14 protein-coding genes and 3 pseudogenes are annotated in these 20,896 nt (G+C 68.1%); 5 read left to right on the forward strand and 12 right to left on the reverse strand.

Features of this window, described 5'->3' with window-relative positions:
* Positions 1-217 precede the first annotated feature (217 nt).
* From ACGFNH_RS30490 to ACGFNH_RS30500, 3 genes and pseudogenes are all read right to left on the reverse strand, one after another.
* Positions 218-1,813, reverse strand: a complete 1,596-nt coding sequence (locus tag ACGFNH_RS30490; RefSeq protein WP_393659260.1) for an alpha/beta hydrolase — start codon at positions 1,811-1,813, stop codon at positions 218-220.
* 463 nt (positions 1,814-2,276) lie between these two features.
* Positions 2,277-2,565, reverse strand: a pseudogene (tpg, locus tag ACGFNH_RS30495) (telomere-protecting terminal protein Tpg); the annotation flags it as partial.
* A gap of 67 nt (positions 2,566-2,632) precedes the next feature.
* Complete coding sequence (locus ACGFNH_RS30500; protein WP_393659261.1) at positions 2,633-3,349, reverse strand: hypothetical protein; 717 nt, start codon at positions 3,347-3,349, stop codon at positions 2,633-2,635.
* A 392-nt stretch (positions 3,350-3,741) separates the two neighbouring features.
* Here ACGFNH_RS30500 and ACGFNH_RS30505 point away from each other — a divergent pair, with 392 nt between their 5' ends.
* Positions 3,742-5,277, forward strand: coding sequence for an MDR family MFS transporter (locus ACGFNH_RS30505; RefSeq protein ID WP_393659263.1), 1,536 nt, complete (start codon positions 3,742-3,744; stop codon positions 5,275-5,277).
* A gap of 456 nt (positions 5,278-5,733) precedes the next feature.
* Here ACGFNH_RS30505 and ACGFNH_RS30510 read toward each other — a convergent pair whose 3' ends face one another.
* On the reverse strand, positions 5,734-6,123 hold the full coding sequence (locus ACGFNH_RS30510) for a thiol-disulfide oxidoreductase DCC family protein (RefSeq protein ID WP_393659265.1): 390 nt from the start codon (positions 6,121-6,123) through the stop codon (positions 5,734-5,736).
* Positions 6,124-6,992: 869 nt separating this feature from the next.
* Complete coding sequence (locus ACGFNH_RS30515) at positions 6,993-7,133, reverse strand: hypothetical protein (RefSeq protein ID WP_393659267.1); 141 nt, start codon at positions 7,131-7,133, stop codon at positions 6,993-6,995.
* Positions 7,134-8,603: 1,470 nt separating this feature from the next.
* On the opposite strand from ACGFNH_RS30515, the gene ACGFNH_RS30520 reads away from it, so the two are divergent.
* Positions 8,604-11,309: a LuxR C-terminal-related transcriptional regulator gene (locus tag ACGFNH_RS30520; RefSeq protein WP_393659268.1), complete on the forward strand. Its 2,706-nt coding sequence runs from the start codon at positions 8,604-8,606 to the stop codon at positions 11,307-11,309.
* Between the two features lie 309 nt (positions 11,310-11,618).
* Here the strand turns inward: ACGFNH_RS30520 and ACGFNH_RS30525 are convergent, their stop codons facing one another.
* From ACGFNH_RS30525 to ACGFNH_RS30550, 6 genes are all read right to left on the reverse strand, one after another.
* Positions 11,619-13,151 (reverse strand): alpha/beta hydrolase, encoded by a 1,533-nt coding sequence (locus tag ACGFNH_RS30525; RefSeq protein WP_393659270.1) that lies wholly within the window; start codon positions 13,149-13,151, stop codon positions 11,619-11,621.
* Between the two features lie 337 nt (positions 13,152-13,488).
* Positions 13,489-14,397 carry a hypothetical protein gene (locus tag ACGFNH_RS30530; protein ID WP_393659272.1) on the reverse strand — a complete coding sequence of 303 codons (909 nt, stop codon included), beginning with the start codon at positions 14,395-14,397 and terminating at the stop codon, positions 13,489-13,491.
* A 36-nt stretch (positions 14,398-14,433) separates the two neighbouring features.
* On the reverse strand, positions 14,434-15,084 hold the full coding sequence (locus ACGFNH_RS30535) for a hypothetical protein (protein ID WP_393659274.1): 651 nt from the start codon (positions 15,082-15,084) through the stop codon (positions 14,434-14,436).
* Entirely contained in the window at positions 15,077-15,586 is a 510-nt protein-coding gene (locus tag ACGFNH_RS30540) for a SigE family RNA polymerase sigma factor (RefSeq protein ID WP_393659276.1), read from the reverse strand. The genes ACGFNH_RS30535 and ACGFNH_RS30540 overlap by 8 nt, the downstream gene beginning before the upstream one ends.
* Positions 15,587-16,300: 714 nt before the next feature.
* Positions 16,301-16,678, reverse strand: coding sequence for a hypothetical protein (locus tag ACGFNH_RS30545; RefSeq protein ID WP_393659277.1), 378 nt, complete (start codon positions 16,676-16,678; stop codon positions 16,301-16,303).
* 159 nt (positions 16,679-16,837) lie between these two features.
* Positions 16,838-17,503: a DUF4232 domain-containing protein gene (locus ACGFNH_RS30550; protein ID WP_393659279.1), complete on the reverse strand. Its 666-nt coding sequence runs from the start codon at positions 17,501-17,503 to the stop codon at positions 16,838-16,840.
* A 591-nt stretch (positions 17,504-18,094) separates the two neighbouring features.
* Here ACGFNH_RS30550 and ACGFNH_RS30555 point away from each other — a divergent pair.
* The gene (locus ACGFNH_RS30555) at positions 18,095-18,691 is read left to right on the forward strand and encodes an RNA polymerase sigma factor (protein ID WP_393659281.1); all 597 of its coding nucleotides are present in this window, start codon (positions 18,095-18,097) and stop codon (positions 18,689-18,691) included.
* Between the two features lie 300 nt (positions 18,692-18,991).
* Here the strand turns inward: ACGFNH_RS30555 and ACGFNH_RS30560 are convergent, their stop codons facing one another.
* Entirely contained in the window at positions 18,992-19,549 is a 558-nt protein-coding gene (locus tag ACGFNH_RS30560) for an SH3 domain-containing protein (RefSeq protein WP_393659283.1), read from the reverse strand.
* 369 nt (positions 19,550-19,918) lie between these two features.
* Here ACGFNH_RS30560 and ACGFNH_RS30565 point away from each other — a divergent pair.
* Together ACGFNH_RS30565 and ACGFNH_RS30570 are read left to right on the forward strand one after the other, a co-directional pair.
* A pseudogene (locus tag ACGFNH_RS30565) lies at positions 19,919-20,028 on the forward strand (IS5/IS1182 family transposase); the annotation flags it as partial.
* A 628-nt stretch (positions 20,029-20,656) separates the two neighbouring features.
* A pseudogene (locus ACGFNH_RS30570) lies at positions 20,657-20,833 on the forward strand (VOC family protein); the annotation flags it as partial.
* Positions 20,834-20,896: the final 63 nt, after the last annotated feature.

Genomic DNA, 20,896 nt, shown 5'->3' on the forward strand with positions numbered 1-20,896 from the left:
ACGACCGGGCATGGCTGGCGCGACCGTACCCGGCGCATACCCGGCGATCTGCCCTGCAAGCACTCGACCACGTGGAACGCGCGATGAGCTCCCTGGAGGCCTCCGTCTATGAAGCGGTTGCCAGGCGCCTGGACGAGCAGGAGTCGACCATGCCGGAAGGGGTAGCAGCAGCGTGCCATTGCCCACGACGACCACGCGCACACATCGGACGCTTCATCTAGGGGCGGACCGCGGCGCCCTCGTTCGCGGCCGGGGACGGCATGGTGAACGGCGGGAGGTCCTGTGCACATCTGGCACCCACGGGGGGTAGAGCGCCGGCCAACAAGTACCGGACCTCGTATGCGTTGACACAACTACTCGGATTCGTCAGGGCTGTGTGGCCGTACCCGTCGAGGGTCAGCAGCCGGGCGTCGTGCAGTTGCCGCACCATGGCTTGGGCGGACTGGTAGGGGGTGGCGGGGTCGTAAGTGGGGTTCACAACGAGGACGGGGTGGAGGGTGGGGCGGTCCCAGGGGCCGGCGTATCTGTTCGCCGCCTTGGCCGGCCAGGTGGCGCACGGCTCGTCGGCCCAGGCCCACCAGTGCCCCAGGTCTCCAGCGCGCCGGGTGCTCAGCCTGTCGAGGTTGACGTATTGGCGGGGGTCGCGCGGATTGGGGCTCTCCGAGCACGTCACTGCGTAGAACTGTTCGAACCCGGGGTAAGGAGGGTTGGACGGCGGGGTCGGCTCCTGCGGCGGGCGCCCCTCCCACAGCGACTGGAGCCCTTCCGCCGTCTCGGTCCAGGTGGGGTGGACGAGATTCAGCCCGGCCCGGACCATGCTGACCGCACGCGCGTAGGTCCACTCCCCCACGGGCCGCCTCTTCAGGCGCCGCATCAGCTCGTCGAACTTGGCCCGCGTCGCGCCGGGGCTTCCGGCGGAGAACGCACAGCCACTGGTGGAGGCGCGTCCGCACAGGTCAAGGAACTGCCCGAGGGTGGCGGCCGAGCCCAGGTCCGATCCCATGCGTAGTGAGGTGCTCAGGCGCGGTCCCTGCTTCCGGCCGCCGTTCACCCAGGCCTGCGGATCGATGTTGCCGTCCAGCACCATCCGGTCGACGCGATCGGGGAACAGGTTTGCGTAAGTCGCGCCGAGAAGGCTCCCGTACGAGATGCCCCAGTACCGCATGCGCCGTTCATCGACTGCTGCCCGGAGTGCGTCGAGATCCCGTGCGGTGTCGGCCGTTGAGATGTGACGCAGCAGTGCCGGGAAGCGTCGCTCGCAGCGCTGCCCGAGATCCTCGTACGCGGCGACGAAAGCCCTGCGTTGCTTCTTGCCGACCGGGAAGGGTGGGACCTGTTCTTGAAACGCGATCGCCTCCTCAGCGGTGTCGAAGCAGCGCACGGCGGTGCTCTCCCCGACACCGCGAGGGTCCCAGCTCACGATGTCGAAGCGCTCTCGCACTTCCTCAGGAAACCTCTCGTACAACGCGGGCAGTCTTGTGGTGCCCGAAGCGCCGGGTCCTCCGGGGTTGAAGAACAGGGAGCCCACCCGCCGACCGGGATCGGTTGCCTTGGCCCTGATCACCGCCAACTCGATCGACCGCCCCCGCGGACGCGCCCAGTCCAACGGCACGTGCGCATCCGCGCACTCAAATCCACGCTGCTCCTCACCCGAACAAGGAAGCCACTGCAGCTCCATCCGCGCGTCGCCGACAGATGGTCCACCGCGTACCGGATCGGCCAGTGCCAAGCCACCCGTCACCGTGGAGGAGATGAGCAACGCTACAGCCACGCACAGCACCCGGCCGCGCCGGCCCGTCATCATTCCCGGCATCGGCCAAGCCTCTCTGACGCTCAACGATTTCCCATGATGTTGCTTGCTTCGCTGTGAAACGTCGGGGCTCTCCTGCCGAGCCGGCGTCGTCCGAAACCAGTGTCGGCATGGCCCTCCCCGATCCGCAGGGCCGACGGGCCGCGGTGTCCACCGAATGGTGGTCGGCAAAACGACGCGCGCCGACTTCACCGAGGACGGCGGCCAGCCCAACGGGTGGGCATTGCGTTCATCCCAGTGCGAATCCGACAGCGAATCGCCTCACGGTACGAGCCAATGACGAGCAAGACCCCGCGAGGCGAGCTCCTGGAACGACTCACCTGCTTCATGCTGCACTGCATGAGTTCTGCCTCGGACTCACCGCTCACATCGACGCCTGAGCACAGGCCACGCCGACCAGAGCAGCAACTCGCCGACCAGAGCGCTCAGTCACAGTGGTGTGGCCGGAGTCGAGCAGCGTGCTCTTTCAGAAGTCGAGGTGGTAGCCGATTTCGTTGAGGGCGCGTCTGAGAGACACATGGCGCGGCTTCCGTGGTCCTGGAATCGACCTATTTGAATCCCTCGGCGATGATTCCACGCATCTCCTAATAGCTAGCGCCAGCGTCTCGGGCATCGAACAGGCGCTGGGCGTACTCCGGAGGGAGGCGCGCCGTGAGGCGCAGGAAGCGGCCGTCGTCGGTCGTGCCCACCGCTGCGGTGCAGCCGGACCGGGCCCGGGTCTCCACCGTGACCCCGCCGGTGGCGGCGGCCTGCTTCATGGCAGGCCCGCTCCCCCACCCCGCCGACACCTGGCGCAGGCCTGACGTCTGCGCAAGCAGGCGGTCACAGAACGCCGCGCAGGTCGACCAGCGGCAACTCCGTCTCCTCTGCTGCCATCCACTTCGGGTAGCGGTTTTCTTCGAACAGTTCTCGCAGGAACAAGACGGGGAACTCGAGTGGTTCCTGCCTGTCCTGCAGTTGGATCCGAACGCGGTAGGTGACCTCGGGGCCGGTTCGTAGCGAAGTCTCAAGCTGGCCAGGCTCAGGGGACTGGTACGTAGCGCCGTAGCGAATCTCGCCCTCGCCGGGAGCCTCCAGCCGCGGTTCGGCGGAGGGTTCGACACGACGGTGAACGAGAACGAGGTCGACACTTTCGGGCTGGGGCGCTTCGGCACGAAGGAAAGTGAGGCCGGCTGGTTCGAGCGTATTCAGCTCTTCTCCCAGTTCGTTCAGCAGCCAGGCACAGTGAAGAAATGAAGGGGCCGTTGGGGCTGGTTGCCAGAAGGCATGACGACGCTGCTCGTGAGAAACGAACCATGAGCCCGACGGTGGCTCTGCCAGCGGGAACGCCTCGGCGGCAGATGGTAGGCGGAGGGCCGTCTGCTGCTCCGGCCGAGTGAACGTGGCCTGATGCGCAGGGGCCAGGGTCAGCGATGTGAGGTGGATGCCACCGGGGCCGAGGTCAACGAGAGTGTCCGAGATCCGGGTGAGGAATGCGCCGCTGTCGTGCCGGACCAAGAGAATCGCTCCTGAAATCGTGGTCGGGTCTGGAATGCCCAAGCATGCACCGCCCGAAGTCGGGCGGAGCATGCTTGGGAACGAATGGATTGCAGCCCACAGGGACGCCGCCTTTCGGTCTTGCGTCTCGGTTCCCGGAGCAGAGCCCAGGGGTCTGGCGCACTCACGAGGGCCCCCCGACACGCGCCCAGAACCAGGTGGGGACGGACCGTCCGCGCTGGCGTTCGGGCCCGCTTGCGGGGTCGGAGTGGACGACGGATACCGTCTTGGAGCAGAGGAAATTCGGGGGAGATCTGCGCTGCGATGCGAAACACTCGGGCCGACCGATGAGTTCCGCCTGGCATGCCGGTCTTCATCGGTGCCCATTACCCACGTCCATGTCGGCAGCCCTGCTGCGAGGCGACTGTGACCCGTCATCCCAGCGAGGTGCTGCCATGTCAGCTGCGACCCCAGAACGACCGGCCGTGCAGGCTGGCCGTACCCCGACAGTGGTGCGGCTGCTGGTACTGGCCACGTTCGTGGTGATCCTCAACGAGACCATCATGATCAACGCCATCCCGCGGTTGATGGATTCGTTGCGCATCACCGAGCAGTCGGCGCAGTGGGTGTCCACCGCGTTCATGCTCACCATGGCTGCTGTGATTCCGATCACCGGCTGGTTCCTGCAGCGGGTCACCACCCGTCGGGCCTACGCGATAGCGATGGGCGTGTTCCTCGCGGGTACTGCCCTGTCAGCCGTCGCGCCGACCTTCGAGGTGCTTCTCCTTGGGCGGGTCGTGCAGGCGGCGGGGACGGCCGTGATGATGCCCCTGCTGATGACCACGTTGATGATCGTGGTGCCCGAGCATGACCGCGGCCGGGTGATGGGCAACGTCACCCTGGCGATCTCGGTGGCGCCCGCGCTCGGACCTGCCGTGTCCGGACTGATCCTGCAGGTCGGGTCCTGGCGGCTGCTGTTCGTGGCTGTCCTGCCGATCGCGGCGCTGGTGACCTTGTTCGGCCTGCGCAAGGTCGAGAACATCAGCGAGCAGCAGGTGAGCTCGATCGACTGGCCCAGCGTCGGCCTGGCGGCGCTCGGCTTCGGCGGTCTGGTGTACGGCCTGAGTCTCTTCGGGGAGAGTGACGGCGGGGTCGGCACCCCCATCGGCATCGTCGTCGCCGGGTCCGCGGCCATCGCGGTTTTCGTGATCCGCCAACTCAAGCTGCAGCGCACGGGTGCGCCTCTGATGGACCTGCGGACCCTCGGGCACCGGACCTACACCCTGTCCCTGGTCCTCATGTCCATCGGGTTCCTCGCGATGCTCGGGTCGATGATCCTGCTGCCGCTGTACCTGCAGAACTTGCGCGGACTCACCCCGCTGGAGACCGGCATGCTGATGATGCCGGGCGGTCTGGTCATGGGCCTGCTGGGACCGACCATCGGCAAGATCTTTGACCGGTTCGGCAGTCGGCCACTGGTGCTGCCCGGCTCGATCGGCATGGTGCTCGCCCTCGGCGGTTTCACCCAGGTCTCCATGACGATGCCGTTCTGGCAGGTGCTGGGATTGCACGCACTGCTGATGGTCAGCCTTGCGGCGACGTTCACCCCGGTCTTCACGCTCGGCATGGGCGGGCTTCCCCCGCACCTGTACTCGCACGGCAGCTCGATGCTCGGGACGTTGCAGCAAGTCGCTGCAGCGTTCGGGACCGCGCTTGTGGTGACCGTGATGTCCACGCGCACCAGCCACCTGGTCGCCGACGGCGTGGCCGCGGTGCCCGCTCAGGTGAGCGGGATGAAGCTGGCCTTTGGCATCGCGGCCGCCCTCGCCGTGGTGACGATCGTCGTCGCGGCGAAGCTGCCGAACCGGATCGCAAGCGCAGACACCCAGGACCACGGCAACGTCGGCGCGGACGCGCCCAACGAGGGACCTGCGATGCAGCAGCCCAGCACAGCGGTCGCTGTCGGCGAGAAGAAGACGGACAGCCGGTAAACAGCGCCGACCGCGCACGGAGTCCACCTCCACCTTTCGTACGACAAGGTCGGCCGAGCAAACGGGGCCTGGTCCAGTTCAACCTTCTGCTCGTAGTTCCGAGTGGAGAGGTGCGAGAACAGCAAGGGGCTACGGCAGGGCGCGAGGAGGCATCAACGCCAGAGCGCTGGAGGATTCTTCGGTGTAGGAGGGTCCGGGCTCTGCTCCCTGACCGACCACGACGCGGTCCTCCAGTACCTGCAGAAGCTCTTGGAGCAGGTCCGGAACGCGACGGTCGTCGACTGGATGCGCAGGAACGGCGTGGAGGTGGCGGCCCGCGGAAGTGCCTCGGCCGAGGAGATCATGGCGTTTTGACGAAGCAGCCCTCCAACGGCACCGGCGTCGGCGACAAGGCGATGCCCTCCCACCTTCTGGACAGGGGAGCCCGCCCCGCCGGCTGAACCCGCCCGCCACTGGCTACGGTCCTTGCGTTCGATGGTTGGGCAGAGCGCATGCCGCTGTCCCTCCCGGCATGCGGTGACGATTGTTCGCCACCAGCCGGTAGACACCGTGGGCGGCCCACCGCGCGGGAGGCAGCATGAGCAACGCACCCACCAGCGACCATCCCCGCCCTGCGCTCAGAAGCACCTTGGCAACGGCCTGGGCACCTCCGTGCACTGTTCCCGCCGGAGTCACCCACAGCACCTCATGCTCGGCTCGTTCTTGGGTGACGCCGAGCGTCTGCAGGTCCGCAAACTGCCAAGGGACGACCTCGCAACGGGGCCGAATGCGTTGCTCAGCGAACCTCACTGAAGTGGTGCAGAAACCGCAATCTCCATCGAAGACAAGCACAGGCTGAGTCGGCATGACTCCATCATGGCGTTTCCTCGCAGCAACGCAGTCGCTCCGCCCTCGATCGCACGACGCAGAGCGTCGTCGACCACTGATGGTTCCGTGGACGGGCTGAGCGGGCAGGCGCACGCCGCGTGCGCCACGGGAAAGGCCCTGATCGCTGGCGCGTCGGCGAAACCCCTGGTGCCAGGCGGGCGGACCCTGGTCCTGGTGCCCACCCTGGACCTCCTTACCCAGACGGTGAAGGCATGGCACGACGCGGGGCACAAGGGGCCGGCGGTGGCGGTGTGTTCGCTCCAGGACGATCCGGAATTGTGGAACCTTCGCGTGCGGTCCACCACCAACGCCGTACAGCTCGCCCGGTGGCACGGCTCCGGGCCTGCCACCCTTCTACGCCACCTACGCGTCACTGCCGGTACTGGCGGAAGCACTCGAGGGCGTCTACGGGCAGCAGTTGGCGCCGGTGGACCTGGCGCCGATGTGGAGCAGTCGCGGCCGTCGAGAGGCCGGAGTTGCTGCCGCCGGCAGATCTCACGGCGCCTGGCCGCGGAAGGAATCGACGTAAGCCGGAGCTGATGCGCCAACACAAGCGGCGCCGAGCCGACTTCCCCGCCGGAACCACCATGGACGGCAGAGAGCTGTGGACCTACGAGACGGTCGCCGCCTACTACTCGCCGCCGGCGGTCGCACAGGCTCCACAGAGCCGCCCCGCTACGACACTTGCTTCGCCGGGGCGAGGCGTTTCGTGCCCGAACCGGATCGGTACCAAGCTCCGCCGAGGCCTCACCGTCGACCGGCCGGACTCGACAGCTCTCTGGCCGCGAACTCCATTGTCACCGGCGCGCCGAACACCGCGCTATCCATGCTTACAGCGCCGCTGCAGGCTAGCGGTCCCCTCTGCGGAGCCTCTCGTACCGCACCCTGTCGAACCGGGCATCGCCCGAGAAGGTCGCCTCGATGCGGGCGCCGAGTGCCGCCGCCATACGCGCCAGCACTCCGCTCTTTGCCTGCCTTCGCACCGACATGCAACGGCCTCGGTGTATACACACCGAGGCCGCCCTTCCGGGCGGGTTGCACGTGAGAGTGCACCGACCCACTCACCATGTTATGCCCGTACCGCTTATCCGGCAGAAGTGACTTTGGGTAATCCGATCCTTGATCGAAAAGGGCTCTGCGTCGCATCAGCCGAGTTCCTCTCCGCCTCCATGAGGAGGATTTCCCGGTACGTCAGCGTGACCATCGCGGGGGTGTTTCCCTGGGCACAGTCGACGGGACCCCAACTCCCCCCCCGGCCCCGGAACCGCCATCCTCCGCCCGCAAGCGCCATCCATCCCATCCGGGAAACGACAGCACTCTTCAACCAACCTGACGACACCATGAACACCAGCCGCCCAGCACAACCCCGGGGGCCACACGCGCGCTGGGCCAGTGCGTGCCGCCGGTCCGTGAGGCCGCCGAGGCCACGGACGGACTCCCCGGATCTGACGCCGCAGCAGGAATCAGATCCTCTGGCCGCTATCGGCTTGGCCAAGCGTCACATCGGGGAGCGGTTACAGCTATCGCCGACGGCCGTAGGTTCGCATCTGTACCGGTCCTTCCCGATGCTCGGTGTCACCGCCCGCTCCCAACTCCGTGATGTGATCGAGGAGAAGAGCCGCACCGGCAGGGCGGGAGGCCACCGCTCATCCCCATGGAGTGGCCACGGCGTAGCACGCTCGGTAGGTCTTGGAGACGGGAAGCGCCATCACCGACGGACCGTGCGCGTTGCCCGCCTGCACCATGACGCCGGCATCGCGGGGTGATGGTGCAGGTCTGCTTGAGACCCGAAGTCCGGCGCAGGCTGGATTCTTCACGTACGACGAGTGACCCGAGCCGTCGGGACGGGACCGATCCGCGTGCGGTCGCGGACGTGAGGGTCGCTTGGGACCGGTCCACGAGATCTGGCTCCAGGCCCCGCAGAACGCGTGGATCCGGCCGACGCGTAGGACGGTTACGTACGTCGAGCGCGCTGAGGCGGGCGAGCGGTGAGCTCCCGGCGGCATGACGGGAGGACGGACTGCCGCCCTCTGATGCGGCAGCCGTAGTGAACCCAGGATTGGAGGCTGACGCACTGACGAGCGGCGCAGGCGCGGTGGTGGCTCATTGTGACGAGCGGCGTCGGTATTGATGACCGCTGAATAGCGAAACGGTTCTGCAGTACGAGCCGGCCCTGTGGCGCGATCCAGGTGCCAGGATCAGACGCGGGCGACCTTGCAGAGGACCGGACCGGGTGCGGGCCGGCGAAGCCTGCGGCACCCCGCCTCAACCGAGCCTGCCTGTGAAGACTCGGCATCAAAGCGACCGTTCCGCCCTGGCGCACCGCGTCCGCAACCGCCAGGTGCCCGGCTCCCGAGGCCGCCGGGCACCTAGGCGCATGTCGGTATTATGAGGAATTGGGCGGTCTGCGCATCGGCTGCAGTGTGGGGTGCCTGTCCCTTTGCGCGTGGGAGGTTGCGGTGGCTTCGGAGAAGCGCGATCGAGGGTGGCCTTTGGTGGGGCGTGAGGGGGAACTGGAGGCTTTCGGGCGGGTGTGGGCGGAGTGGCAGGACAGGGCGGTGGTGGTGTTCGGGGCTGCGGGGGTCGGCAAGTCGCGGCTGGCTGAGGAGTTCTTGCGCCGAGCCGTGGCCGACGGTGGGGTGCGGTGCGCGAGGGTCACGGCGAGCTCGGCGGCGGCGAAAGTGCCGCTGGGGGCGGTGGCGCAGCTGGTCCCGGCGGGGACGGACCTTTCGGATCCGGTGAACGTGTTCGCGGCGGTGACATCGGCGATGAGGGGACCGAAGGGAAACCAGCGGTGGGCGGTGCTGGTCGATGATCTGCATCTGTTGGATGGAGCATCGGCGGTGTTGCTGCAGCAGCTGACCGGAGCCGGGGTGGTGCGGCTCATCGCCACAGTGCGCAGCGGTGAGCCGGTCAGTGACGCGGTGGAGGCTTTGGCGTGGGGGAATGGGGTGCACCGGGTGGACCTGGACGCGTTCGACCCGTGGGAGACCGAGTGGTTGCTACGGGCCGGCCTGGGTGGCTCGGTGGGACAGCGCACGGTGCACCGTCTGTTCGAGGCGTCAGGTGGTAACGCGCTGTATCTGAGCGAGCTGGTCCATGGCGCGCTCGAGGCTGGGACGCTGGTCAGTGACGGGGAGATCTGGGAGCTGAGGGAGGGCGCGCTGCCGGGCACACCGCGGCTGTCGGAGCTGATCGCCCGGCGTCTGGATTCAGCACCCGACGCAACACGCGATGTACTTCGGCTGCTGGCCCTGTGCGAGCCGGTGTCGCTGGCCGACGCCGAGTCCATGTGCGGTCTCCAGGATCTGGCCGTGTTGGAGGAGTCCGGGCTGGTCCAGGTCGTGAGGGACCGCCGTCGCAGTGCTCTCGTGCTGGCCCATCCGCTCTACGGGGAAACGCTCCGGGCAAGTCTTCCGGAATTGCGACGACGCGCCCTCCTGCTCGAGCACGTGGAACGGGTCTCCGCACACGGGTCCGGGCGTCGGGATGACACCATGCACCTGGCGCTCTGGCAGCTGGCGGCCACCGGCACAGCCGACCTGGCACTGCTGGTCAGGGCGGCGATCCTGGCCCGCCATGTTCACGACTATCCTCAGGTCGCTCAGCTGATGGAGGCGATACCGCAGGGTGAGCGCTCGCAGGTCAGTTGCCTGCTGCACGGCGAGGCTCTGACGCAGCTGGGCCGGTGGGAGCCGGCGGACTCCATGCTGGCCGAGGCGGAGGACCGCGCCGAGGCCGAACCCGAACAGGTCGCCGCTTCGCTGGCCCGCACCTGGAACCTCTTCTGGTTCGCTGCCCGCACCGAACCCGCACTCCGGGTAAACGAAGCAGCGCTGCGCCGGGTGACCGGCACAGAGACACGGCGCATGCTGACGATCAACGAGGGGGCGATACGCGCCGTCTCCGGTCAGCCCGCCAGGGGCCTGGAGTTGCTCAGGGATCTGGAGGACAACCCTGAGCAGGCACCGAATCCCGACGCATGGGCCCTTGCCGCAATGTGCCGCACCGGCGGGCTGGCATACCTCGGTCGCACCGACGAAGCCATTGCCTGGGGTATGCACGCCTACGCGTGCCATCTACGGATACAGGAGCAGCAAATCGGATCGGCCCCGGTCGGTCAGCTGAACCCGGTGAGCTTCTCGCTGGCAGACGCCGGTCGGCTGGCCGAAGCCCGCCAGACCGCGGAACGAGTGCTCGCCGAGACCATGTCAAGTGCCCACATAGCTTCACGCGCATGGGCGATGCACTTCCTGGGGCGGGTGGAATGGCTGGCCGGGGACGTCGCAGCCGCCCGCCGCTGGCACGCCGAAGCCGTCGCAGAGGCCCGCGCCCGCAACCACATCACGCCGCTGTTCGATGCGTGGGCGGGGCTGGCTGCTGCCGCGGTGGTCCTGGGCGATCTCGGCGCAGCCCAGGAGGCGCTGGCTGAGATGTCCGCCTACCCTCCGATGGGGCATAGCGCCGGGGAGGAGGACCTCGGCCAAGCCTGGCTGTGCGCGGCCCAGGGCGACCTCGCCCGCGCCCGCCACATCCTCATCGGGGCAGCGGACAAGGCCCGCACGACCGGCCATGTGCCCTCCGAGATGCTGTTGCTGACCGACGTCGCACGCCTGGGCGGAGCCCAGGAGGTCACCGGCCGTCTCGAGGAACTGGCGCATCAGTGCGACGGCGGTTTCGCCCCCGCCCGCGCTCACCTGGCCGCCGCCCTGGCCGCCGACGACCCCGAACGACTCCTTACCGCCTCACAAGAACTCCATGCCCTCGGCGCCCACCTGCTCGCCGCCGAAGTTGCCACCACAGCCGCCGCCACATGGCAGCGCACTGGTGACACCCGCCGAGCCACCGCCGCCACCCTCCACGCGCAAGCCGAGGCCGCCCGCTGCCCCGGCGCCCGTACTCCCTTGCTCGCTGCGCCTCAGGCCACCGCCCGCCTCACCCGCCGCGAGCGCGAGATCGCTCACCTCGCCGCCTCCGGCACCCCCAGCAAGACCATCGCCGCAACGCTCCACCTCTCGAACCGCACCGTCGACAACCACCTTCAACACGCCTACGCCAAGCTGGGAGTCAGCACCCGCCAGCAGCTGTCCCACGCACTCCGCCACAACGACACCCGCTGGCCCGCCGCATCCAGCCCCGCAGATCAACACCACGGATATCGGTGAGGCGGAACTGGGTCTGTTCCAGGGCTGGTGGAGATGACATCGGCGGCGAACGGGCCGGTTGGACGACACAGCGGACTGTTCGCGTGCTCTCCCCCACGAGGGGGCCTACCGGCTCCTGCCGGTAGACGCCGACTCGCACCAGTGCTGAGGCACTGTGGTTGCCCTGTTCCTGATGGGGTGTTCATTCGGCCGTGACCCGGCCAACGACGGGGAGGCGTCGAGTGATGGCTGGGCCAGGAGGCCTCCCCGCCGGTGGCCGCAGAACGCTGCTCTTCCTGCGGTGTGTGCGCCTGAGCGCGTTTGCAGGGGTCAGCCGGCGCAGCGTATGTCCCGCGTCGGGCGTGAGCCCTTGGTCAGGAACTCGGTGACCGTGCGGTCGCCACAGGCATTTCCGTTGCTGAGGTAAGCACCATGCCCGCCTGCCTCAACGGTGACGAGGCGGGCACGGTCACCGAGCGCCTTCCGCATTTTCAGCGCACCGAAGTAGGGCGTTGAAGGGTCGCTTCGATTCTGAATCATCAGCACATTCTTCGGGCCATCACCGGTGATTTTGGTGAGCTTCGTTGCCGGCCGGTTCTTCCAGAAGGCGCAAAGCAGCACATTGCGCGGCATTCCGGCGGTGAGGGGGTATCGGCTCCGGTCGGCTTCCACGGCACGACGGTAAGCGGCAGCCGTGTGCGGCCAGCGAGCGTCGTTGCACATCGGACCGGCGATCGACGCCACGGCCTCGTCGGGTATGGCGCGCGTGAACTGGGGCGGCAACTCCGGTGTCCCGCCCGGCTGCTGAACCGCCCGCATGAGCTTGGCAACCTGCGGGAACGTGGAATTGTCGTACAGCGCTTTCCAGAGCACCTGCCGCAGGATGTTGCCGGTGAGCGGCATGCCGTCGACCGTCGACTTCCTGGGATGTTTGTCGAGCCTTTCTGCCATCGCGAGGAAGGACGGCCGGATCCCCTCGGCTTTCCTGCCCAGCCGCAACCCTGCCTCTTCGCGGGCCGGGTCGGTGGCCCATGCGGCGAAGTCATCGAACCGGTCGTCGACTCCGGGGGCGGCGTTCGCCAGCCAGCCCGGGTGGCTGCGTGTCGGGTCGACACTGCTGTCCAGCACCCATCGGTCCGTGCGCTGCGGGTACTTCTGCGCGTATACGGCGCCGACGTAGGTCCCGTAGGAGATTCCCAAGGCGGAGATCCGCCTTTCCCCCAGTGCCTGCCGAAAGCGGTCGATGTCGCGCACTTCGTTCGCGGTGGAGAAGCTTCGCAGCACGGAGCCCCCGTTGCGGGCACAGGCAGCAGCAGCCTCCTTGGCCCGGGCGATGTTCTCGTCGATCCGGCCGTCGGGCGCCGGCCATGCGTTGAGAGCCATTTGCTGACGGGCACTTTCCGGGAGGCCGCAGCGTGCCTTGGTACTGCCACCCATCCCTCGAGGGTCGAGGCTGACGATGTCGTAGGCGCCCGCCATCTCCTTGCGCAGATCTGTCCCCATCCCGGACAACAGCGCCACCCCGGAGTCACCTGGGCCGCCGGGGATCAGCAGGAGCGTCCCGCGACGCTCGTCGGGCTGTTGACTGCGAAGACGTGACACCGCAAGGGAAGCCTGCGGGCCATCCGGATGACGGTAGTCGAGCGGGACCTTCAGCGTGGAGCACTCTTGACCGCGGAGAGCGCCCTGTTGGGAACAAGGTGCCCACTTCATGCGCGGTGCCACGGGAGCAGTGGCACCCGTGTGTTGGGAAACGGGTGCATGGGTGTCCTTGGCTGTGCATGCCAGGTTTGCGGGTAGGGCAGCGGCAACCGCAGTCACGGAGAGGGTTGCCAGGAGAGCCTTACGGGCGTTGATCGTCATGGGACCAGCCTTGTCGGGCCGGTCCGGCGTTTCCAAGGTGGCTGGCATGCCAACAGGGGTGTTGCTGGGCCCCCGACGAACCCTCGTTCCACGATCCATAACAGGGTGGCCGCTGCACGGCCTTTGACCTTCCGTGCAGCTGAGTCCGGAAAGGGCGGGCCCTGGGTCGATCGACTCGAGTTCGGCCACAAGCACCGTTGGCTGGTCGCCTTCATACGGAAGGAGCTGGCCGCCTATCACCGGCCCACGAAATGGGTCGTGACATGTCGCATCTTCCTGTGGGGGGCGGGTCGCCGGTCCACTTAGCGGGCGGATCACGGCGTTTCAGGATGTGGGGTCAACGGTGGCGATCGAGGACGTAGACCGCGGTGGCCGTCGTCTTCCTGTCGGCGCTGTCGAGCTCGAAGCGGGTCGGCGATCCCGTCCTGGTGAACGGGAAGTCATATCGCCGCGGCTGTGACGTGCAGGGGATACGCCGGTGGTGCCGGGTGTCGCCGGAGGTCGAGGAGATCGTCACCGCGCCCGAACCCACGCAGGCGACGTGAGCTGTGTAGCGCGTGGATTCAGGGTCGGAGAGCTCCTCGGCGATGCCTCCCTGATCGCTGGGGACGAAGGCGGCTTCGGAGGAGGATGAGCCGCCGCGCAGGGGCGGGAGGACGGCTCTCGCCCGTGCGGCGAGTGCGCGTTCCTCGGCTTCGTCGGGCCCAAGTTCGTGCAGTGCGCGGACTGCCACGCCCATTGCGCCGTCCTCGCCGGTTGCCGAGACCTCCGCTCGTACGCTCCCGTCCTTCGCCTCGAAGGTGACCGGCACGGTCTGCGGCCGGCCGCGCGGACAGGGCACGGATGTGGTGCGGGCATGCTCGCCGGATGCCATGCGCAGCGTGACCCTCCCATGGCCGACGCAGGCGACGTCGACCTCCACGGACTGGCCGGGCTCTATGTGACGGCTGTAGACCGCGCCGAAGGGACGTTCCTGCATGGCCCCGGCAGTGAAGCCCAGATCCACGGCTTCGGAGGGGAACGCCACGCTCTTCGAGCCGAGAGCGGATCTGACCAGCTTCACCTGCTGCCGGTGCCGCAGGTCCAGGCTCGCAGGATCCTTCGGTTTCCCCGGCGGGGACGCCGCCGCGCCACCGCTCTCCGCTCCCGTGAGAGCGGTGCAGGCCGCGGTCCCTGCCAGGATCCCCAGAGCGAGGGCTCCGGCGACGGCCGTAGAAGAGATTCCGCGGGCGAGAGTTGTGCTCATGTGCTTGCTCTCCTGATGCGCTGTCGGTGCCGGGTCTCAGGTCGTGTACTGCGTTTCGACCACGCCGATCCAGGCCTTCCACTGCCGCACGGTGAGTTCGAGCCACGGGCCGTTGTGCCCTGCCCGGCCCTGGTAGCGGCCGTCGTCGACCTTGGTGAGGCCGCAGTCGCTCAGGGTTTCCCTCAGCGCCCGCATCACCTCGCCGGCGGCCTTGACATTCGGGTACCTGCTGACGCGGTACCGGGCCTTCGCCTTGTCCTTGCCGTCGAACTGCTGGAAGTAGAACTCGGCCGGGTCGGAGACACCGCCACGCCACTTGCAGACCTCGTACAGGCCCACTTGCGGAAGCGTTCGCCCGTCGCGGCCCTCCTCCTCGGCCACCTTCCAGTGCATGGTCGCGTTCATCGGCAGCTGCGAGGGCTTCATCCCCTGGACCACCCCGTCCTTGACGAACGGGTTCGGCCCGGCCGCGACCACCGGGGTGTCACGCGAGTCCTCGGCCGGGCGACGCGAGTCGTCGGCCAGCTGCGTCCACGAGCCGATTCCCACTGCCGCCGCGGCAACCACCGCCACCGCTGCCCCGGCCAGCCGCCGCCGTGCCCGGCGGCGCTCGCCCCGAGCCCGTACGGCCTCAGCGGGAGCAAGCCGCACCGGGACGCCGTCCAGCAGCTCCTCCACCTCAACCATGAGCGATGGCCCCCTCGTCGTACGTGTCGATCTTCGTCAAGTGTTCGCCGAGCTGTTTGCGCGCCCTGCTGAGCCGGGTCCTGACCGCACCGCTCGTCGAGCGCGTCTCACGTGCCACGTCCTCCACCGACAGGTCGAGCAAGTGGTACAGCACCACCGCCCGCCGCTGGTCGGGGTTGAGTTCACGCAGCGCAGCCACCAGGGCCACCCGGTCCTCGGAGAGCCCCGGGACGTCGGGCGCCTGTCCGTGCCGCAGTTGAGCACGCAGGCGGGTGCCCGTACGCCGCCAGGTGCTGATGGCGAGCCGGGACGCCACTGTGCGCACCCACGGCAGCGGATCTCCTTCTTCCGACAGCCGGGCCCACCTCTGCCAGGCCCGTACGTACGCCTCCTGCACCGCATCCTCGGCCTCGGCCAAGTCGCCGGTCATCGCGTAGACCGTGGCGACCAATCGTTTGGCCGTGGCGGCGTAGAAGGCGTCGAACTCCGCTTCGTTCGACATTGCCTCTTGGCCCCGCTCCCCGTCGCTGGTTGAAACCCTTCTCGTCATGAGCACGCTCCCGAGGCGCGCGATGTTACAGACAGGGCGAAGTGACCTGCGTCACATGATCGGGTGCGCGCATGCGCGGGCGGTACGCGGAGCGGGGCAGCGCAGCGGGCTGTGTTCACGACGAAGACGAACAGCACCGCGCAGGCGATCGACGCGGTCAGCGGCCAGAGGGCTCTGCCGGGACGCCGATGACCTGGCCGGGTGCCAGGCCGTGCCCCCGGCGCGCGATCCCCCGGCTCATGCTGTGGTGATCGCCCGGCGTTCGCCGCGCTGCGAACAGGGGGTGCACAAGGCGTCGCCGGTGCCGGTCATCCTGGTGCGAGCCGCTCCACGACGGCGTCCTCTCCCGTTGAGGGAACCAGCCGCCGGTTTCGCGGGTCGGCCCGCCCTACGGATCCGCGGGCTGCGTCCGGTGACCGATGCGCACGCCGGGACCGGTGCATCCGGTCCCGGCGTGCGCTCGGACGTCGGCGCGTCCGCCAAGGTCGGGCAGCGGATCAGCGCTTGGCCGCCGGCGCGGTGCCCTCCGCGACGTTCAGGGGCGGCTCAGGCCGGTCCACCGTCTTGTAATCCGCGCTGCCGGTGTCGTACAGGTCACCGGCCGCTTGCAGGGTCGCCCCGCGGGCGCGCCCGTCGGGCCGAACGCAACCGGGACGACCGGTGGATTCAGACCGGAGCGGTCCAGGTGATGTGACCCAGCCACTCGCGTGGCCGGGGCTCCTTCTTCCGTCGCCTGTGGGGTGAGCGGAGGTTCAGCGGCGGAAGGGCGAGAGCGACCCAGATGCCTTCCTCGGACTCTGTCTCCTCGGCATCGGCGGCGTCCATGAGGTGACGGCTGATCACGATGCCGATCTGACCGTTGCCCTGGACATCAGGTCGAACGATCCGCCGCTGCTCACCCACGCGCGGCGCACCGAGCCTGTCGAGTTCCTGCGACACGCTCTCGGCCCCCTCGCAGGACTCGCAGTCGCATCCGCAGCCGACGAACGTAGAACTCCGGTGCCGCTCGTCCTCCCAGTGCGTGCACGCATCCCGCAGATCCACGAGCATCCCCCTCGGCCGCAAACGCTAGGGCGGGCGGCCTCCCGAGGCCTGAGCCAGGGATACTCCAGCCTCGCCAAGAACCGACCCGGGGGCAGCGCAGCGGCGCGGCATGCGGGCGATCGGCGCGCCCCGGCCCGGGGCCCGGGACGCGCTGGGGGTTCAGCTGCTGAACGCGCCGAACTTCACCTTGTCCGGTGCGCAGACCATGAAGGACGCCATCTCGCCGCCCTCTCGCGTGACCTCAACAGTGCGGCTTTCGTCCTTGGGCAGGGCGATCTCCACCTCGTGGGCCTCGAGGGGGCATTCCTCACTGCCCGTGCCGTCGTTGGCGAAGTCCGGGTACTCGACGGTCGCCACGGCAGTCTTTCCCGGCGCCAGGTCGACGGCGTCGTTGTTTGCGTCCATGTTGTCGGTTTTGACGGTGGCGGGCTTGCCGGTGATGTCCTTCGCGTTCAATGTCGAGAAACCGACGATGGTGCACGGGTTGGACCCGGTGTTGGTGAGCCGCAGCTCGGACTGGGCGTCCTTCAGATCGCTGCCGTGCTTGACGACAACGAAGCCCAGCTCGGTGTTCTTGGTGGTGCAGGAGTCGATCGCCTCGGAGTCACCGGAGCCACCGTCCGAGCCGTTCTCCTTGCCCGAACCGGTGTCCTGGTTCGAGCCGTTCTCCTCGCCCTGACCGCCGGTCTTGCCCTCCGACGAGGCGGACGAGGAGGAGCTCTTTCCGCTGTCCGCTGCCTTGCCGTCCTCGGGCCCGCAGGCGGTGAGGCTCACAGCCGCCAGAAGGACAGTGCCCGCGGTGATGATGCCGGCTCGACGTCGCATGGGGGTTTCTTCCTCTCGGTTCGTTCGGTCTCCACGTCAGGCCCTTCCGTGTTGTGGGGCATGACCAATCACGTAGGCAGGACCGAACCCCGTGGCTCTTGGTTGGTGGCCGACCGAGTCCTTCACCAAGGCTCCACCGGCCGCCGACCGTTCGGGCACAGCGTCCGCGACACCGCCGGCGGAGCTCCCGGGCGGGCGCCGCCTGCGGGCTCGCGACAGGGAACCGATGCCCGCTCCGCTCCCGTAGAGCCCCTGGAGATGGCGAGGGAGCACCGGGGCGGCTCGGACCGCTCCCGACGTGCATCGATGGGATTCCTGTGGACGGACCACGAGCGGATCTTCGGAGCGCCACGTTTCACGGGGCGGGATCAGGCTCGACGGGCCCACTACTCAATTTCCCACCGTGCCCTGCCTGTCGGCGCGGAGCGCTCGACAAAGGGCAACCCGGACTCCATATCGTTAAAGTATGGAACTAAACTGCGTATGGTGTGGTCGTGACCGCCACTTGAGCACCTCTCCCCCATGTCGGCCGAGCTGAGCCACCCCCTTCGGGCGGACCAGGACGCCGCGCGCACGGGCGAGGTGCCACCGATGTCCGGGTCCCAGGAACCGGGCGCCCCGCTGCGTCACCTCTACCGGGCCCATCGGCTTCCCCTCGTACGGCTGGCCGCGTTGCCGGTGGGCGACCTGCCGACGGCCGAGGACGTCGTCCACGACGCCTTCGCGGCCGCGTGGCGCAGACGGCAGTCACTGCACGACGCCACCAGCATGGCGCCCTACATGCGACGAGCCGTGGTCAACAAAGCCCGCTCGGTGATCAGGCGACGCCGAGTGGCCAACGCGTTGCGCCCGGAGCGAGAGCATCACGCCCCCTCGGCGGAGGACGAGGTCCTGCTGGGCATCGAGCACCGCGAACTGCTGGCGGCCCTGCACCGGCTGGCTCCCCGCCAGAAGGAGATCCTGGTCCTGCGGTACTGGGCAGGGCTGTCGGAAGCGGAGATCGCCAGGACCATGGGCGTCTCCCCCGGAGCGGTGAAGTCGATGAGCCACCGGTCCCTGGCCGCGCTGCGCCGACGACTGGAGAACGGTGCAGACCGCGCCGGCCGCAGGCCCGCACCCGACTCGCCCTCCTCATCCCCCGCCAGAGGGCGTGGGGGTGGGCAGGGCGCTCAGCGATGCAACGGCTGAGGCGGCCCGGAGGGCGGGGACGGGGAAGCCGTACCGGCAGGAGCACGCCGACAATCCCACTGCGCGCGCCTTTACGACGGTGGCGCCACGAAGAATTTCCCGTCTACGAGTTGCCCACTCGTTTGACGCTGCGGGCCCACGTCACGCCCGCCCTCGCCTGGTTTCGCCATTCCGCCGGGTGGAGGCGCCGGCCGCCGTGAAGGGGCATGGTTCACCCACCACAGAGGCCGTCGCCCCCACCCTTCCGCAGCAACCGGGTTGAACCGAAATCAGCGGCGGAAGCGCGGATCCGATCCGGGGTCAGCCCAGCGGCTCGGTCGAGTTCCAGTCCTGCTCCACGGGCTGGAGGTCTGCCGGTGAAAGCGCCGGCTGGGAGGGGCAGAAGGGGACGTCGCCGAAGTTCTGAACGTACCGGGCCGCAGCCCAGACGGTGCGATCCCTGAGCCGGTACCAGAGGTCGTTGCCATCAATGCTCTGGCCGTGGACCTTGCAGCTCAGCCCGACCTCGTCCCCGTAGGCGAGCGTCCCACGCACCTCCGAGTTGGTCGTCGGCCGCTCCCGCAGGTTGATTCCTGCAGGGCTGACGACCCGTCCGTACGGCCGCGCCGGGGTACCAGGGTCCTCAGCGCCCGGGCCGCCCACGTCGTGGCCGGTGCCTGCGGTGTGCCCGGAACCGACCAGATTGTCGCGCCCGGCAATGCTGTTGTGGTCGCCGTATACGACAGTGTTGTTGTCCCCGTAGATCGTGATCGGCACGGAGTCCTTGTGCCTGTCGTCCGCATGGGCAGAAGACATGCCCACACCCGCGGAGACAATGGCAACGACCGCCGCAACTCCAAGCCGCACCCTCTTATGCATACCGTCCTCTTTCTCGGATCAGTGGGTTGACCTGCTTTGCATTGGAACACTAATTGCGCACAGACGTAACAGAATTCGATTGAGCCAATCGTGGGCTACGCCTCGGAACGCGAACAACCAAGGAGCACACGGCGTAGTACCCAAAGGACTTCACATCTCATGCGATTTTCCGAATGTCATGGACGCCGATGCCTACGTGAGGGCGCCCCTATCGGCGACCGCACACGCAGTTACGCACCACCTCACGGTGGGGTGAGGGTGCGTCAGGGCCGAAGGGCGGTACGGCCTGGACGAGTTGGGCTCGGCCGCGATACCCGGCTCACGTGACGCCCGTTTTCCGGTTGTTGAATGAGCGTCTGGTCGAGGTGACTCACCGGCAGCCGACGCCTCCACCGACGCTACGAACGCAAAGCCGAGCACTACCTCGCCTTCACCAGCATCGTCTGCACCTCATCTGCTACCCCAGACTCACCAAATGAGATGACTCCCCACGCGCCCCGTTACATCGGGCCCCGCACGCCTGCCGAGCTGCGGGGGCTAAACCGACCCGCTTCGTTGACTGAGATCTTCGGCAGGAGATCGACCCAAGGAGGTTGGGCGGTGGGCACGTTCACTGTGGCGGTCCGCCGGCGCGTTCGCAGACCCACGTCAGGGGCGGACCGTCGCAGTGGGCGCAGGTGCCGTGTGGCAAGCGTTGCGTTGCGCCAGCGCAGGTAGGCGTACAGAGGGACGCTACGCCGGAGAGCTGACTTGACCGTGACCAACAAGGAAATCTCGCTGCACTCGGGGTGGTAGCAGTGATTGTTCTGCCGCCCTTCCTGGGCGGAGTTCTGCTGGAACAACTCATTACCTACTGCCGACCCGCCCGACGCAGTCGCGCCTGGTCCATCGGCATACGCCGACCCTGAGCCGAGCGCTGCCAGGCCCCCATCGCCAGAACCACGAAGGTAGCCGTCGCGATCCTCTGTACCTGCACCTTGCGTCCCGGGGGCGGTCTCGATTCGCGTACATCACGGTCAAGGCGACTCGCCTTCACACGGACACGAGACCGAGGCGCTCAATCCCCCATACGGCCCACTGCAAGACCAGCCCGTTCTGCCTCAGCGGTTGGGCACGCACCGCGTCATGTTCGCCGTCGACGACATCGAGGACACCGTTGCCCGCCTGTGCCCTCACGACGCCGAACTCGTCGGCGAGATCGCCCGGTTCGAGGACAGCTATCTGCTGTGCTACCTCCGCGGCCTGGAGGGCATCATCGTCGGACTGGCCGAGCAACTGCGCTGAGGTGCCGCGTCGAGGTATCCGGTCAACTCCGGCGCACGCCGGACTGAGCCGCCGGCTTCTTGG

The sequence above is a fragment of the Streptomyces sp. NPDC048639 genome, assembly GCF_043199075.1.
Lineage (GTDB): Bacteria > Actinomycetota > Actinomycetes > Streptomycetales > Streptomycetaceae > Streptomyces.

Bases quoted from the DNA above. Each gene is read 5' to 3' on its own strand.
- ACGFNH_RS30490 (WP_393659260.1), bottom strand. From the start codon at position 1,813: ATGCCGGGAATGATGACGGGCCGGCGCGGCCGGGTGCTGTGCGTGGCT.
- ACGFNH_RS30505 (WP_393659263.1), top strand. From the start codon at position 3,742: ATGTCAGCTGCGACCCCAGAACGACCGGCCGTGCAGGCTGGCCGTACC.
- ACGFNH_RS30510 (WP_393659265.1), bottom strand. From the start codon at position 6,123: ATGCCGACTCAGCCTGTGCTTGTCTTCGATGGAGATTGCGGTTTCTGC.
- ACGFNH_RS30515 (WP_393659267.1), bottom strand. From the start codon at position 7,133: ATGTCGGTGCGAAGGCAGGCAAAGAGCGGAGTGCTGGCGCGTATGGCG.
- ACGFNH_RS30525 (WP_393659270.1), bottom strand. From the start codon at position 13,151: ATGACGATCAACGCCCGTAAGGCTCTCCTGGCAACCCTCTCCGTGACT.
- ACGFNH_RS30530 (WP_393659272.1), bottom strand. From the start codon at position 14,397: ATGAGCACAACTCTCGCCCGCGGAATCTCTTCTACGGCCGTCGCCGGA.
- ACGFNH_RS30535 (WP_393659274.1), bottom strand. From the start codon at position 15,084: ATGGTTGAGGTGGAGGAGCTGCTGGACGGCGTCCCGGTGCGGCTTGCT.
- ACGFNH_RS30540 (WP_393659276.1), bottom strand. From the start codon at position 15,586: ATGTCGAACGAAGCGGAGTTCGACGCCTTCTACGCCGCCACGGCCAAA.
- ACGFNH_RS30550 (WP_393659279.1), bottom strand. From the start codon at position 17,503: ATGCGACGTCGAGCCGGCATCATCACCGCGGGCACTGTCCTTCTGGCG.
- ACGFNH_RS30555 (WP_393659281.1), top strand. From the start codon at position 18,095: ATGTCCGGGTCCCAGGAACCGGGCGCCCCGCTGCGTCACCTCTACCGG.
- ACGFNH_RS30560 (WP_393659283.1), bottom strand. From the start codon at position 19,549: ATGCATAAGAGGGTGCGGCTTGGAGTTGCGGCGGTCGTTGCCATTGTC.